Genomic DNA, 13,799 nt, shown 5'->3' with positions numbered 1-13,799 from the left:
ACATGAACTCCCGTACCCAGCACCAGAAGCCCTCCGTCCGCCGCATCGCCGCGTTCGCCGCCCTGCCGATCGTCGCGGCGCTCGCACTCACCGGGTGCGCCAGCGACGACTCCGACGACGACACCCGCTCGGCCGGCTCCGGCTCGGTCGGCTCGTCGGCGACGGACTCGGCCGGCACCGGCACCGGTGCGTCCGGCGCCGCGTCCGCCGGCTCGAACAAGGCCCTGCTCGCCGCCGTCGCCACCGCACGCGGCGAGGTCGGCTCGGGCACCGTCATCTCGGTCGAGCAGGAGCAGGGCGCCTCCGCCTACGAGGTCCTGGTCGTCACGAAGGACGGCACCGAGCACGAGGTGCACACGAACGCCGACGGCACCTCGGTCGCCGGCACCCCGCAGACCGAAGCCGCCGACGCAGACGACAAGGCCGAGCACGAGCGCTTCGTCGCCGCCGCCGACCTGAGTGTCAAGCAGGCCGTCGACGCCCTGCAGGACCTGCACGCGGGGACCGTGACCGAACTCGGACTCGACGACCACGTCGGGACGGTCGTCTGGGAGGGCGACGTGCTCGACTCCTCCGGCACCAAGCACAGCGTGCGCATCGACGCCGGCTCCGGTGACGTCGTCACCGACCGCGTCGACACCGACGACTGACCCGGGCACCCGGGCACCCGGGCAACGGGGCAGCGGGGCAGCGGGCCCCGGCACCGGCGTCCTCAGGACTCCAGCGGCGGGCCGAGCACCTTCCGGATCGCCAGCGCAGCGAGCTGCTCGTCCGGGGTGTCGAGCAGCACCCGGTAGGTGTCCTGCCCGGCGAGGAACTCGACACAGACGGCGTCCTCGTCGCACGGTCCGAGGCGCCACCCCTGCACCGCGTCCATCGGCACCACCGTGCGCGTCTCGCGCTGGTAGTCGGTCTCGGCCTCGAGACGATCCGCGAACACCCGGAGGCGTCCGTAGGCACCTCGCCAGCTGAGTTGCAGGTCGAGGGTGGGAGAAGGAGAGCGGTCCGGCACCCGCTGATGGTAGCGACGGGTGCCGGACCGCTCGTGTTCGCGTTGGGGGCCTTGCGTTCCGGGGACAAGCGGAGCGCTAGCTCCCGTCGCCGTCGCGCCGCACCGACGCGGCGGGGTTGCGGACGCCGATCGGGTACGGGCCCGTGACACCCTCGCGCAGGGCGGCGATGCGCAGGATGCGGTCACGCTGCAGGAACCAGCCGACGACGAGCAGCGGGATGATGATGACGAGCGACGCGATCGTGTACGTGCCGACGGGGTAGTCGATCGCCATCAGCACGATGACCGAGGCGAGGAACGCCAGGGTCAGCCACGCCGTCACCGGCGCCCCGGGGAGCTTGAACGAGGGTTCCTTCGCGAGCCCCTGCTTGGCCCACTGGCGCAGCCGCATCTGGCACAGGATGATCGTGCCCCACGCGGTGATGATGCCGAGGCTGGCGATGTTCAGGGCGATCTCGAACGCCTGCTTCGGCACGAAGTAGTTCAGCACGACGCCCGCGACGGTGAACGCGGCGGTGAGCAGGATGCCGGCGTACGGCACGCCACCCTTCGACATCTTCGTGGTCCACTTCGGCGCGGAACCGTTCATGCCCATCGAGTGGAGCGCGCGACCGGTCGAGTAGAGGCCGGCGTTCAGCGACGACAGTGCCGCGGTGAGCACGACGAAGTTCATGATGCCGCCGACGATCGCGCCGACGTGCGGGTTGCCGAGTGATGAGAAGAACGTGACGAACGGGCTCTGGCCCTCCTTGTAGGCCGTGTACGGCAGCAGCAGGGAGAGCAGGACGATCGACCCGACGTAGAACACCGCGATCCGGAACACGACGGAGTTGATCGCGCGCGGGATGACCTTCTCGGCGTTCTGCGTCTCGCCCGACGCGGTGCCGACGAGCTCGATCGCGGCGTACGCGAACACGACGCCCTGGATCACGATGACCGCGGGGAGCAGCCCGTTCGGGAACAGCCCGCCGTTGTCACCCCAGATCGAGAAGCCGGTCCGGACCGCCTCGCCGCCGGCCTCGACCGGGAACGCGAAGACGAGCCAGATGATCGCCACGACCAGGAACGACACGAGGGCGGCGACCTTGATGAGTGCGAACCAGAACTCGAGCTCGCCGAAGACCTTCACCGCGACCATGTTCGCGGCCAGGACGACGACGAGTGCGATGAGTGCCAGCAACCACTGCGGTGCCGCGGTGAACGCGGACCAGTACTGCAGGTAGATCGCGACCGCCGTGGTGTCGACGATCGAGGTCATCGCCCAGTTCAGGAAGTACATCCACCCGGCGGCGTACGCGAACTTCTCGCCGTAGAACTCGCGGGCGTACGAGATGAAGGACCCGGACGAGGGGCGGTGGAGGACGAGCTCGCCGAGCGCCCGCAGGATGAAGAAGGCGAAGACGCCGGCGACCAGGTAGGTGACCGCCAGCGCGGGACCCGCGGTGTGCAGGCGTCCACCGGCACCGAGGAAGAGACCGGTGCCGATCGCGCCGCCGATCGCGATCATCTGCAGTTGCCGGGGCTTCAGACCGTGCTGGTAGCCCTCCTGCTCGTGCGAGAAGTCGGTCGCCGGCGCTCGGTTGCCACCCGTGTCGTTCTGCGCTGTCATGCGAGAGAACCTACATGCGCACCGGACCGGGCCGTCACGCAAACCCCGGTTCGGGCGAACCGCAGCTGCTGAACGTCCGCACAGCCGACGGCGGCCCGATCCTGAACGACGACCGTCGTCCGTTGCTTGCATGGAGGGATGGACATCCTCCTCCGACTCCTCGTCGCGATCGGGTTCGCCCTGCTCGTCACCGCCGTCGTCGCCCTCGTCCTGCACCTGGTCCTCCGGGCGATCGCACGCCGGGAACGGTGGGCCGGCGTGCTCTCGCGCCGGACGAGGCACCCCTTCCGCACGGTGCTGCTGGTGGTCCTGCTCTGGATCGCCTTCACGTCGAGCATCCCGCGGAACGCCGACGCCTACCCCTGGCGGGACGAGGTCGCGCACGCCTTCCTGATCGTCACGATCGCGGTCGGTTGCTGGCTCGCGTGCCAGGTCGCGATCTTCCTCGAGGATCTCGGGCTGCACCGCTTCCGCATCGACGTGCCCGACAACCGGCAGGCGCGTCGGATCCGCACCCAGGTGCTCATCATCCGGCGGCTCACCGTCGCCGTGCTCGTCATCATCGCGGTCGGGGCGATCCTGTTGACCTTCGACGGGGTCGAGGCGGCGGGCGCGAGCGTGCTCGCCAGTGCCGGCCTCATCTCCGTGGTCGCGGGCCTCGCCGCGCAGTCCACGCTCGGCAACGTGTTCGCCGGCATGCAGCTGGCGTTCTCCGGGTCGATCCGCGTCGACGACGTCGTCGTGGTCGAGCAGCAGTGGGGACGGATCGAGGAGATCACGCTGACCTACGTCGTCGTGCACCTGTGGGACGACCGTCGGTTCGTGCTGCCGTCGACGTACTTCACGAGCACGCCGTTCGAGAACTGGACCCGGACCGGCAGCGAACTGCTCGGTGCCGTCGAGTTCGACCTCGACTGGCGGGTGAGCCCGGCCGACATGCGGGCGGAGCTCGACCGGATCCTCGACACCTCGACGATCTGGGACCGCCGCGTCAAGGTGCTGCAGGTCACCGATGCCGTCGGGGGACTGGTCCGGGTCCGCATCCTCGTGACCGCGCCCGATGCCGGCGGCTTGTTCGACCTCCGCTGCTACGTGCGTGAGGAGATGGTCGAGTGGATCCAGCGCACCCACCCGGACGCCCTGCCGGTCCAGCGCGTGCAGCTCTCCGAGCCGACCGCGTCGGCGCCGCGCCGCCGCGGACGAACTGCGGAGGGGGACTCACAGCTGTTCGGCGACGACGAGCGCGGCGCGCTCTTCACCGGACCGATCCAGACCTCCGGCATCCCGGAGTCCGAGCGCTGACCCGCTTCCGGGGCCAGCCGGCCCCGGGGACGGCTGCGGTGGACGACACGGACGACGGACGGGAGGCCCGGTGCCGACTTGCACCGGGCCTCCCGTCCGTCACGCGGTCGCGTCCACGACCGCCTGCCGCGCCTCGACCTACTGGCGCGCCTTGACCGCGCGGTCGTCCTCGACGACCGTGCCGATCGCCACGATCGTCGTGGCGATCCACGCGACCCAGGTCAGCGCGAGCCGCCAGTCACGCGGTCCCTGGCGGGTGGTCTGGAGCACGCTGTAGCCGCTGATGAGCGAACTCCACACCGCACCGTTGAACATGAACTTGCGCACAGAGGCCTCCTGTCGTCGTGCTGACAACGCTACCGGCCCGTACATTGGAGCGCCGCCGGTCACCCTGCCGCGGTGTCTGCCGGAGGAGTGTTCGTGCGTCAAGCGGTCATCGGAGCGGCCCTGCTCGTGGTCGGCGCGGTCTGCGTCGTGTTCGGGCTGCTGCCCCTCGACGACCTCGCCGTCCTCGCCGACCGGGTCCTGCCGGTCCTCGGGTTCGTGCTCGGGCTGACCGTCGTCGCCGAGCTCGCCGCGGACGCGGGGGTGTTCGACCGCCTCGCCGACGTGGCCGCCCGGGTCGGTGGCGGGCGCACCATCGGCCTCTGGGGCGCGGTCGTCGTGCTCGCCGTGCTCTGCACCGTCTTCCTGTCGATCGACACCACCGCGGTGCTCCTCACCCCCATCGTCATCTCGCTCGCACGGCGCGTGGGGCTGCCCCCGATGCCGTTCGCCCTGACCACGGTCTGGCTCGCGAACACGGCCTCGCTGCTGCTGCCGGTGTCGAACCTGACGAACCTGCTCGCCGTCGACCGGATGGGGCTCGGGGGCCCGCTGCCGTTCGCCGGGCTGATGGCCTGGCCCGCGGTCGCCGGGGTGGTCGTGCCGTGCGTCGTCCTGCTCGTGGTGTTCCGCGGCAAGCTGTTCGGCCGCTACTCGCCGGTGTCCGTCCGCACGCCGAAGGACCCGGTGTTCTTCTGGGCGGCCTCCGCGGTGCTCGTCGCGCTCGTCGTCGCCCTGACGGCCGGGGTGACCGTGTGGATCGCTGCGGTCCTGGCCGCCGTGGTGCTCGTCGTGGTCGCGGCGTTCCGGTCGCCGTCCGAACTCCGGGTGTCCCGCGTGCCGTGGTCGACCCTGCTGTTCGCCGCCGGGCTCTTCGTGGTGGTCGAGGCGCTGCACACGACGGGCATCACCGACCCGATCGTGCACGCGCTGCAGGGCGGCACCGGGACCGGACCGCTGCTGCTGCTCGGCGGTGCGGGCGCTGTCGCCGCGAACGGCATCGACAACCTGCCGGCGTACCTGGTGCTCGAACCGGCCGCCGGGCACGAGGCCGTCCGGTACGCGGCGCTGCTCATCGGCGTCAACGCCGGCTGCCTCATCACGCCGTGGGCCTCGCTCGCGACGCTGCTGTGGCACGCACGGCTGTCGGCCGAGGGCGTGCACCTGTCCTGGGGCCGGTACATGGCGCTCGGGTGCGTCGTCGCGCCGCTCACCGTCGTCGCCGGGGTCCTGGCGCTCGCGCTCTGACGCCGGCGGAGCCCGGTGCCGAGCCGGTCCCGAGCCGGTGCCGGTGCCGTGCGCGGTCAGAGCCAGTCGCGGGTCTTGAAGACGCGGTAGAGCACGAGCGACGACGCGGTGATGATCGCGAGCGAGGCCCAGAGACCACTCCAGGCGCCCTCGCCCGGGAACTTCACGTTCTGCCCGTAGAAGCTCGTCACACCGGTCGGGATCGCGATGATCGCCGCCCAGCTCGTGACCTTCTTCATGACGGTGTTCTGCCGGTTCGACGCCAGGTTCAGGGTCGTGTCGAGCACGCTCGACACGGCGTCACGGAGCTGTTCGACGGAGTCAGCGATCGAGACCAGGTGGTCCTCGACGTCGCGGAAGTAGGGCCGGATGCCGTTCGAGATCGTCTCCGCGTCACCGTGCAGCAACGAGGCGACGCTGTCCCGCGTCGGGACGACCAGGCGCCGGAGCACCCCGAGGGTCTTGCGGAGCCGGAACGACCGCCGCTGGATCTGCTGCTCGCGGGGGTCGCCCGGTTCGAACAGGTCGTCCTCGAGCGCATCGATCTGCCGCTCGAGGTCCTCGACGGTGTCCGTGGCCCGGTCGACGACGGCGTCGAGCAGCGCCCAGACGAGCCAGGGCACGCCGTGTTCGGCGATGTCGGAGTTCGCCGTGAGCCGGTGTTCCATCGGGGCGGTGTCGACGTCGGACCCGTGGATGGTGACGAGCGCCCGTTCGGTGACGAAGGCCTTGACCTCGTGCGTGATCAGGTCACCCTCGTCGTCCGTGCCGCCCACGTCGTAGACGACCAGGAACAGGCTGTCCCGGTACCGGTCGAGCTTCGGGCGCTGACCGTGCTCGACGGCGTCCTCGACGGCGAGCGCGTGGATGCCGAGCTCCTCCTCGATCTGCTCGAGGTCGGCCGACGTCGGGTCGGTGTAGTCGATCCAGACGAAGGTGTCCGGGTCGGCGACGAGGTCGGAGATCCGGTCGACGGGGAAGTCCCGCTCGACCGTGTCGCCCCTGCACCACGCCCGTGTCCTGACCATGCTCGCCAGCCTACTGAGACGGCCGACCCGGGAGATCCCGGGTCGGCCGTCGTGGTGCTGCTGAGCTGCTCGGTCGGCTCCTGCTCAGTAGGCGGAGACGAGCTTGCCGTCCTCCACCTTCAGGTACTGGTTCACACTGAACGAGTCCTCGCCGCGCTTCTTGTCACCCAGGTACGAGGTGTAGCCGTACGAGACGCTCCCGTCCTTCGTGCTCGTCACCATCACGGTGCCGGCGCGCGACGCCTCGACCTCCAGCTCGGGCATCGACGTGACGTCGTACTGCACGCCGCCGTCGGCGTCGTAGGGCCCGTACCAGGGGCAGCCGCTCAGGGCCCGGAGCTCGGTCTTCTCGGCGCAGTCGTCGATGAGGTCGGTCACGTACTGCTCGGCGTCCTGCTCGAGTGCCTTGGTCGCCTTCGGCGCGAAGTCGACGTAGCCCGACGTGACCGCGCCCACGGCGACCTTCTCGGTGCCGCCGGTGAAGTACTTCGTCCCGCCGACCGAGACCTGGTAGGTGCCGGGGTAGGCGAGGGACGTGAACTTGCCGTCGCTGATCTTCCCGATCTCCTTGCCGCCGACGGTCACCGGAGCGCCCTCGAGGACGTCGGAGGCCGTCAGGGTCACCTGCTGGGCCAGCGGCTGCGTGACACGCCACTCGTCCTTCACCAGGAACGAGGTGCCCGTGCGCCGCAGCGACACCTGGCCGGAGCGGTTCTTGCCGTCCTGGGTGTAGCTCAGGGTGGCGATGGCGGTGTCACCGGTCCGGGCGACCCGGCCGACGCGGATGTCCGACGGGCGGTCCTTCGCGCTCCCGAGGACCTTCGAGTCGAGCATCGCCGCGTCGTCGGGGATCTCGCTCAGGTCGGCGGCGGTGTCGGCGTCGCCGCTGGCGATGGCCTGCACGTAGGACTTCACGGTCGGGGCCGGACCCCAGACGTTGGCGCGGAGGACGCTCGTCGTGACCGCACCGGCGATGACGACGACGATGACGGCGCCACCGGCGATGAGCGAACGGACCAGGATCTTCTTGGCCCGCGGGGACATCGGTGCCGCAGCGGGGGCACCACCGCCGATGAACGGCTGCGACCCGTCGGCCGGTTGTGCGCCGTACGGGGGCTGCGTGCCGTAGGGCGGCTGCGACCCGGCCGCCGGCTGCGCGCCGGAGATCGACTGCACGCCGTACGCGGGCTCCTGGGCAGGCCCGGCCGGCGGGTACGGCACGTGCTGGTCAGCGGCCGGGGGAGTGTTCCACGCGGCGGCAGCCGGCGCGTCGGCGGCGACAGGCGCACCGGGCGCAACGGGAGCGCCGGGCGCGGCCGGGTCGACGGTCGCGGTGGGCGCGACGGGCGCACCCTGGGCCGCGGCGGGCCCGGCCTGGCCGGCTGCGGGCCCGGCCGGGAACGCCGGCGGCAGGACGGGGCGGGGGTCCGCTCCGACCAGGCGGGACGTCCGGAGCACCACGGCTCCGCCGAGGCGGGGCAGGAGCACCGGGGCGAGGTACCGGGCGACGACCTCGATCGCGCCGCCCCACAGGGCGAAGACGATCGGCGTCCACGGCGCGATGCCGATCGACCCCGAGCCGTCCACGGAGCTCGTGCTGCTCACCTGGTACGAGACGACGCCGGTGCCGAGGACGAAGAAGAGCAGACCGAATGCGAACCACACCAGCGGCGTGACGACCCAGTCGAGCGTGGTGCGGATCCGGTCGTTGCGACGGACGGCGAGGGCGAGCCCGGCCGCGACCGAGGTGACGACGACGAACAGCACGACGAGCCAGGTCCAGCCGCCGGCTCCGCCGAACACCGAGGCGGTGTCGCTGGCGGACCCGAAGCCGGACGTCCCCACACCACCGAAGAACCCGAGCGCGGTAAGTCCGATCGCGACGTTGCCGAGCAGCAGCGGCAACGCGGAGCCGTAGGACGGCTGGGCGATCAGGGCGACGACGATGACGACGAGGGTGACCAGCACGACGAGGACCGTGAGCTGCGACGCGGCGACCCGGAGCGTGCCGAGCAGGCGGGCGGTGAAGACGTTGCGCCCGGCGAGGACGGAGGGCCGGGCGAGGAGTGCCGCCAGGGCCCCGATGACGAACGCACCGATGATGCTGCCGAGACCGACGGCGTGCACCGGCTCGATGACCGCGCCGGACACCGACGGGAACCGGATCGCGAAGAGGCCAGCGGCGACGTTCGTGAGCACGGTGGTGACGAGGCCGGAGACCACCGCGGTGACGAGCACCTGCGTGCGGCCGAGGCCACGCGTGCGGATCCGGCGGGTGAGCACGACGGCCAGGACGACCTGCGCGGCGAGCACCAGCGCGGGCACCACGGCGAGCGAGCCCGAGCCGGAACCGAGGAACCCGATCGACCCGGACAGGTGCAGTCGGCCGAGGTCGGCGAGGGCCACGAGCTGCGCCGGCGCACCGAGCAGGACGCTCACGCCGGAGAGCAGCGACTCCACGTCGGGGGCCGAGCCCGCGCCGAGGTCGGTGCCGGACCCGGCGGACGGAGCGGCCGACCCGCTGCCGCCCGACGCGAGCAGTCCGACGGTGATGAGCAGCGAGAGCCCGGCGACGACGTACGCCGCGACCCAGCCGCCGACGGCGGCGAGCACGGCCGCCAGCCAGTCGCGGCCGGACACGGACCGCAGGAAGCGACCGAACGCATCGGACGGCTGCGCGGCGGGGGCGGGCTGACCCGACCACTGCTGCGGGCCTCCAGGCTGCTGCTGCCAGGCGGGCTGGCCGTTCCAGGCGGGCTGGCCGGCACCGGGCTGGCCCGAAGTGGGCTGGCCCGATCCGGGCTGGCCGGCACCGGGCTGGCCCGGACCGGGCTGCGACGGCGGGACGGGCTGGTTGGGCGGGTTCTCGCTCACGGCTGGGGGTCCTCTCCGACCGGGAGGCCGGCGCCGCACTCCAGCACCCGTGTCCCCCCGACACGTGCCTGCAGCGTAGCGGAACCGCCGATCCGCCGTGAATGCGCTGTCCCCACGCTGGTAACTTCGGCAGCGCACCCGGCGCAGCACGCCGGACCACCCGGCGCACCGCGCCGGCCGTCGCACCCGACGCACCGTCGCACCCGACGCACCCGGCCCCGGCCGGGCGGAACGGAGATCACACCACCCCATGCCTGCAGACCGCACCGAACAGACCCGCTACTCGTTCGTCGTCGCCTCCAACCGACTCCCGGTGGACCGCGTCGTCGACCAGGACGGCAACGAGGGCTGGCGGCACTCGCCGGGTGGCCTCGTGACCGCCCTCGAACCCGTGATGCGCGCGAACGACGGAGCCTGGGTCGGCTGGGTGGGGCAGGCCGAGGTCGAGGTTGCACCGTTCGACAACGAGGGCATCCACATCGTCCCCGTCCCGCTCTCCGACGACGACGTCGAGGAGTACTACGAGGGCTTCAGCAACGACACGCTCTGGCCGCTGTACCACGACGTCATCGAGCACCCGAGCTACCACCGTGACTGGTGGAACGCGTACAAGCGCGTGAACGAGCGCTTCGCCGCGCAGATCGCCGAGATCGTCGAGCAGGACGGCATCGTCTGGGTGCAGGACTACCAGCTGCAGCTCGTGCCGGCCCTGCTCCGCGCCAAGCGCCCCGACCTGACGATCGGCTTCTTCAACCACATCCCGTTCCCGCCGGTCGGCATCTACGCGCAGCTGCCGTGGCGTGCGCAGATCCTCGACGGGCTGCTCGGCGCCGACGTCATCGGCTTCCAGCGCCACGACGACGCCAGCGACTTCCTGCGCGCAGTCCGGCACATCAAGGGCTACACGACTAAGGGCACCACGATCGACGTCCCGGTGGACGACCCGGCAGCCCCGCGCAGCCGCAAGGGCATCACGGTCCGCCACGTCGAGGCCAGGCACTTCCCGATCTCGATCGACGCCGAGAGCTTCGAGGCGATCGCCCGCAAGCCCGAGGTGCAGGAGCGTGCGCGTGAGATCCGCGAGAGCCTCGGCAACCCGAAGACGGTGCTGCTCGGCGTCGACCGGCTCGACTACACCAAGGGCATCCGCCACCGCATCAAGGCCTTCGGCGAGCTGGTGGAGGACGGCCGCATCGCGGTCGAGGACGCCACCCTGATCCAGGTCGCGAGCCCGAGCCGCGAGCGTGTCGACTCGTACGCGGCGCTCCGCGACGAGATCGAGCTGAGCGTCGGCCGCATCAACGGCGACCTCGGCGTCATCGGCCACCAGCCGATCTCGTACCTGCACCACGGCTACCCGCGCGAGGAGATGGTGGCGCTCTACCTGGCCGCCGACATCATGCTCGTCACCGCACTGCGCGACGGCATGAACCTCGTCGCGAAGGAGTACGTCGCCGCCCGCTTCGACAACGACGGGGTGCTCATCCTGTCCGAGTTCGCCGGCGCCGCCGACGAGCTCAAGCAGGCCGTGATCGTCAACCCGCACGACATCGGGGCGCTCAAGGACTCGATCGAGCGCGCCATCCAGATGCCGCGTCGCGAGCGGTCGACGCGCATGCGCGCGCTCCGCAAGCGCGTCCGCGACAACGACGTGGCGCGCTGGTCGCGCTCGTTCCTCGAGGCGCTCGACCGGCACGCGCCGCGGAACGCCCAGATCGACCCGTCCGCCGCCGACCCGCGCGAACAGCACCGCGAGGCGCAGACCGACAACATGTCGATCTTCGACCAGGACGCCCAGTCCGCCAGGGCTGCCGAGGACACCCGGGAGGCACGTGATGACTGAGACCACCACCGACCAGTCCGCCATCGACGCGGCCCTCGAGACGCTCGCGGCTGCGCCGCGACTGATCGTCGCCCTCGACTTCGACGGCACGCTGGCCCCCTTCGCCGACGACCCCTCGCAGGTCGGGGCGCTGCCCGGGTCGTGGGCCGCGGTCCTGACCCTGCACCGTGCGAAGGACACCGAGGTGGTGCTCGTGTCGGGGCGTCCCCTCGGCAGCCTGGCCGCGGTGACCCACGCGCCGGAGGACATGGCGCTCGTCGGCTCGCACGGCGTCGAGTGGCGCGTGGACGGCCACGACGAGGCCGCGCTCAGTGACGACGAGGTGGAGCGCGTGGCACGGATCGGTGCGGCGCTCGACGCGGTCGGCGAACGGTTCCCGGGCGTCGTCATCGAGCACAAGCCCGCCGGGCACGGGGTGCACACACGCCGTGTCTCCGCCGAGGTCGCGGCCGAGGCGAACGCGGCGGCGAGCCGCGCGGCGCACGAGGCCGACCCCGAGGTGCTCGAGCGCGGTGGCAAGGACATCGTCGAGTTCGCGGTGCGACACGTCACGAAGGGCGACGCGATCGCCCGGCTCCGCGAGCTGCACGGTGCCGACGCGGTGTTCTTCGCCGGCGACGACGTCACCGACGAGGACGCCTTCCGCGTGCTCGGCGACGGCGACGTCGGGGTGAAGGTCGGGCCGGGCCAGACCCGGGCCGGGTACCGCCTCGCCGACCCGGCGGCCCTGACCGGGGTCCTGAAGCAGCTGGCGAGGCTCCGCGCCACCCGCTGATCGCGGCCCCCGAGCATGAGAATGCACGGGGGTGCACGGCTGGTATCCCAAAGCGTCCTAGACTCATCCCATGCCTGATATCGACGTCAAGCCGCGCAGCCGGGTCGTCACCGACGGGATCGAAGCAACCACCTCGCGTGGCATGCTGCGGGCCGTCGGTATGGGAGACGAGGACTGGAGCAAGCCGCAGATCGGCATCGCGTCCTCGTGGAACGAGATCACGCCGTGCAACCTGTCGCTCGACCGCCTCGCGCAGGGTGCGAAGGAGGGCGTGCACTCCGGTGGCGGCTACCCGCTGCAGTTCGGCACCATCTCCGTCTCGGACGGCATCTCGATGGGACACGAGGGCATGCACTTCTCCCTCGTCTCGCGTGAGGTCATCGCGGACAGCGTCGAGACCGTCGTCAACGCCGAACGCCTCGACGGCACCGTCCTGCTCGCCGGCTGCGACAAGTCGCTGCCCGGCATGCTGATGGCCGCCGCGCGCCTCGACCTGGCGAGCGTGTTCCTGTACGCGGGTTCGGTCATGCCGGGCTACGTGAAGCAGGCCGACGGCACGATGAAGGAAGTCACGATCATCGACTCCTTCGAGGGCGTCGGTGCCTGCAAGGCCGGCACCATGAGCGAGGAAGAGCTCAAGAAGATCGAGTGCGCCATCGTCCCCGGCGAGGGCGCCTGCGGTGGCATGTACACGGCGAACACGATGGCTTCGGTTGCCGAAGCCCTCGGTATGTCGCTGCCGGGCTCCGCCGCTCCGCCGAGCGCCGACCGTCGCCGCGACTACTACGCGCACCGCTCCGGTGAGGCCGTGGTGAACATGCTCGAGCACGGCATCACCGCACGCCAGATCCTCACGAAGGAAGCCTTCGAGAACGCGATCGCCGTCGCGATGGCGCTCGGCGGTTCGACCAACGTCATCCTGCACCTGCTCGCGATCGCCTACGAGGCCGAGGTCGAGCTGTCGCTGGACGACTTCAACCGCATCGGTTCCAAGGTCCCGCACCTGGCCGACATGAAGCCCTTCGGCAAGTACGTCATGGTCGACGTCGACCGCAACGGCGGCATCCCCGTGATCATGAAGGCGCTGCTCGACGCGGGCCTGCTGCACGGCGACTGCATGACCGTGACCGGCAAGACCGTCGCCGAGAACCTGGCCGAGATCGACCCGCCGGCACTCGACGGCGAGGTCTTCCGCACGCTCGACAACCCGATCCACGAGACCGGTGGCCTGACCGTCCTGCAGGGCTCCTTCGCCCCCGAGGGTGCCGTGGTGAAGACGGCGGGCTTCGACGCCTCCGTCTTCGAGGGCCCCGCCCGCGTGTTCGACCGCGAACGTGCGGCGATGGACGCCCTGACCGAGGGCAAGATCGAGAAGGGCGACGTCGTCGTCATCCGCTACGAGGGCCCCAAGGGCGGCCCGGGCATGCGCGAGATGCTCGCCATCACCGCGGCCATCAAGGGCGCGGGCCTCGGCAAGGATGTACTACTCTTGACCGACGGTCGATTCTCAGGCGGCACAACCGGCCTGTGCATCGGCCACATCGCACCGGAAGCAGTGGACGCAGGTCCAGTCGCTTTCGTTCGTGATGGCGACCGCATCCGTGTCGACATCGCGGCTCGCTCGCTCGACCTACTGGTCGACCCGGCCGAGCTGGAGGCCCGCCGTGACGGCTGGGCCCCGCTGCCCCCGCGCTACACCCGCGGAGTCCTCGCGAAGTACGCCAAGCTCGTGAAGTCCGCCGCCCAGGGCGCGGTCACGGGCTAGCGTCCGACACCCGCACCAC

The 13,799-nt window shown here is 71.1% G+C and carries 11 protein-coding genes; 6 read left to right on the top strand and 5 right to left on the bottom strand.

The window, feature by feature from the left end:
• Positions 1-2 precede the first annotated feature (2 nt).
• Entirely contained in the window at positions 3-650 is a 648-nt protein-coding gene (locus tag DEJ19_RS11730; RefSeq protein ID WP_181441587.1) for a PepSY domain-containing protein, read from the top strand.
• Positions 651-712: 62 nt separating this feature from the next.
• Here the strand turns inward: DEJ19_RS11730 and DEJ19_RS11725 are convergent, their stop codons facing one another.
• Together DEJ19_RS11725 and DEJ19_RS11720 are read right to left on the bottom strand one after the other, a co-directional pair.
• The gene (locus DEJ19_RS11725; protein WP_146237762.1) at positions 713-1,012 is read right to left on the bottom strand and encodes a hypothetical protein; all 300 of its coding nucleotides are present in this window, start codon (positions 1,010-1,012) and stop codon (positions 713-715) included.
• A 76-nt stretch (positions 1,013-1,088) separates the two neighbouring features.
• On the bottom strand, positions 1,089-2,621 hold the full coding sequence (locus tag DEJ19_RS11720; protein WP_111233803.1) for an amino acid permease: 1,533 nt from the start codon (positions 2,619-2,621) through the stop codon (positions 1,089-1,091).
• Positions 2,622-2,759: 138 nt separating this feature from the next.
• Here DEJ19_RS11720 and DEJ19_RS11715 point away from each other — a divergent pair, with 138 nt between their 5' ends.
• Positions 2,760-3,923, top strand: coding sequence for a mechanosensitive ion channel family protein (locus DEJ19_RS11715; protein WP_111233804.1), 1,164 nt, complete (start codon positions 2,760-2,762; stop codon positions 3,921-3,923).
• Between the two features lie 138 nt (positions 3,924-4,061).
• Here DEJ19_RS11715 and DEJ19_RS11710 read toward each other — a convergent pair whose 3' ends face one another.
• Complete coding sequence (locus DEJ19_RS11710; protein WP_042538771.1) at positions 4,062-4,250, bottom strand: hypothetical protein; 189 nt, start codon at positions 4,248-4,250, stop codon at positions 4,062-4,064.
• 93 nt (positions 4,251-4,343) lie between these two features.
• On the opposite strand from DEJ19_RS11710, the gene DEJ19_RS11705 reads away from it, so the two are divergent.
• On the top strand, positions 4,344-5,495 hold the full coding sequence (locus tag DEJ19_RS11705) for an SLC13 family permease (protein WP_111233811.1): 1,152 nt from the start codon (positions 4,344-4,346) through the stop codon (positions 5,493-5,495).
• Positions 5,496-5,551: 56 nt separating this feature from the next.
• Here the strand turns inward: DEJ19_RS11705 and DEJ19_RS11700 are convergent, their stop codons facing one another.
• Complete coding sequence (locus tag DEJ19_RS11700; protein ID WP_111233805.1) at positions 5,552-6,523, bottom strand: magnesium transporter CorA family protein; 972 nt, start codon at positions 6,521-6,523, stop codon at positions 5,552-5,554.
• Positions 6,524-6,607: 84 nt separating this feature from the next.
• On the bottom strand, positions 6,608-9,397 hold the full coding sequence (locus DEJ19_RS11695; protein ID WP_111233806.1) for a hypothetical protein: 2,790 nt from the start codon (positions 9,395-9,397) through the stop codon (positions 6,608-6,610).
• A gap of 250 nt (positions 9,398-9,647) precedes the next feature.
• Between DEJ19_RS11695 and otsA the strand changes: the two genes are divergently transcribed.
• The 3 genes from otsA (at position 9,648) to ilvD (ending at position 13,780) form a co-directional block, all read left to right on the top strand.
• Complete coding sequence (gene otsA, locus DEJ19_RS11690) at positions 9,648-11,240, top strand: alpha,alpha-trehalose-phosphate synthase (UDP-forming) (RefSeq protein WP_071405817.1); 1,593 nt, start codon at positions 9,648-9,650, stop codon at positions 11,238-11,240.
• Positions 11,233-12,015, top strand: a complete 783-nt coding sequence (gene otsB / locus DEJ19_RS11685) for a trehalose-phosphatase (protein WP_111233807.1) — start codon at positions 11,233-11,235, stop codon at positions 12,013-12,015. Before otsA ends, otsB begins: the two co-directional genes overlap by 8 nt.
• Before the next feature lie 70 nt (positions 12,016-12,085).
• Positions 12,086-13,780, top strand: coding sequence for a dihydroxy-acid dehydratase (gene ilvD / locus DEJ19_RS11680; RefSeq protein ID WP_071405815.1), 1,695 nt, complete (start codon positions 12,086-12,088; stop codon positions 13,778-13,780).
• Positions 13,781-13,799 lie beyond the last annotated feature (19 nt).

It is taken from the genome of Curtobacterium sp. MCSS17_016, assembly GCF_003234255.2.
GTDB lineage: Bacteria > Actinomycetota > Actinomycetes > Actinomycetales > Microbacteriaceae > Curtobacterium > Curtobacterium flaccumfaciens.
This window is presented reverse-complemented; position numbering and strand designations above follow the sequence as displayed.

What these genes read in the sequence shown, in the direction of transcription:
- DEJ19_RS11720 (WP_111233803.1), bottom strand. Translation starts at nt 2,621, where the DNA reads ATGACAGCGCAGAACGACACGGGTGGCAACCGAGCGCCGGCGACCGAC.
- otsA (WP_071405817.1), top strand. Translation starts at nt 9,648, where the DNA reads ATGCCTGCAGACCGCACCGAACAGACCCGCTACTCGTTCGTCGTCGCC.
- DEJ19_RS11700 (WP_111233805.1), bottom strand. Translation starts at nt 6,523, where the DNA reads ATGGTCAGGACACGGGCGTGGTGCAGGGGCGACACGGTCGAGCGGGAC.
- DEJ19_RS11730 (WP_181441587.1), top strand. Translation starts at nt 3, where the DNA reads ATGAACTCCCGTACCCAGCACCAGAAGCCCTCCGTCCGCCGCATCGCC.
- otsB (WP_111233807.1), top strand. Translation starts at nt 11,233, where the DNA reads ATGACTGAGACCACCACCGACCAGTCCGCCATCGACGCGGCCCTCGAG.
- DEJ19_RS11715 (WP_111233804.1), top strand. Translation starts at nt 2,760, where the DNA reads ATGGACATCCTCCTCCGACTCCTCGTCGCGATCGGGTTCGCCCTGCTC.
- ilvD (WP_071405815.1), top strand. Translation starts at nt 12,086, where the DNA reads ATGCCTGATATCGACGTCAAGCCGCGCAGCCGGGTCGTCACCGACGGG.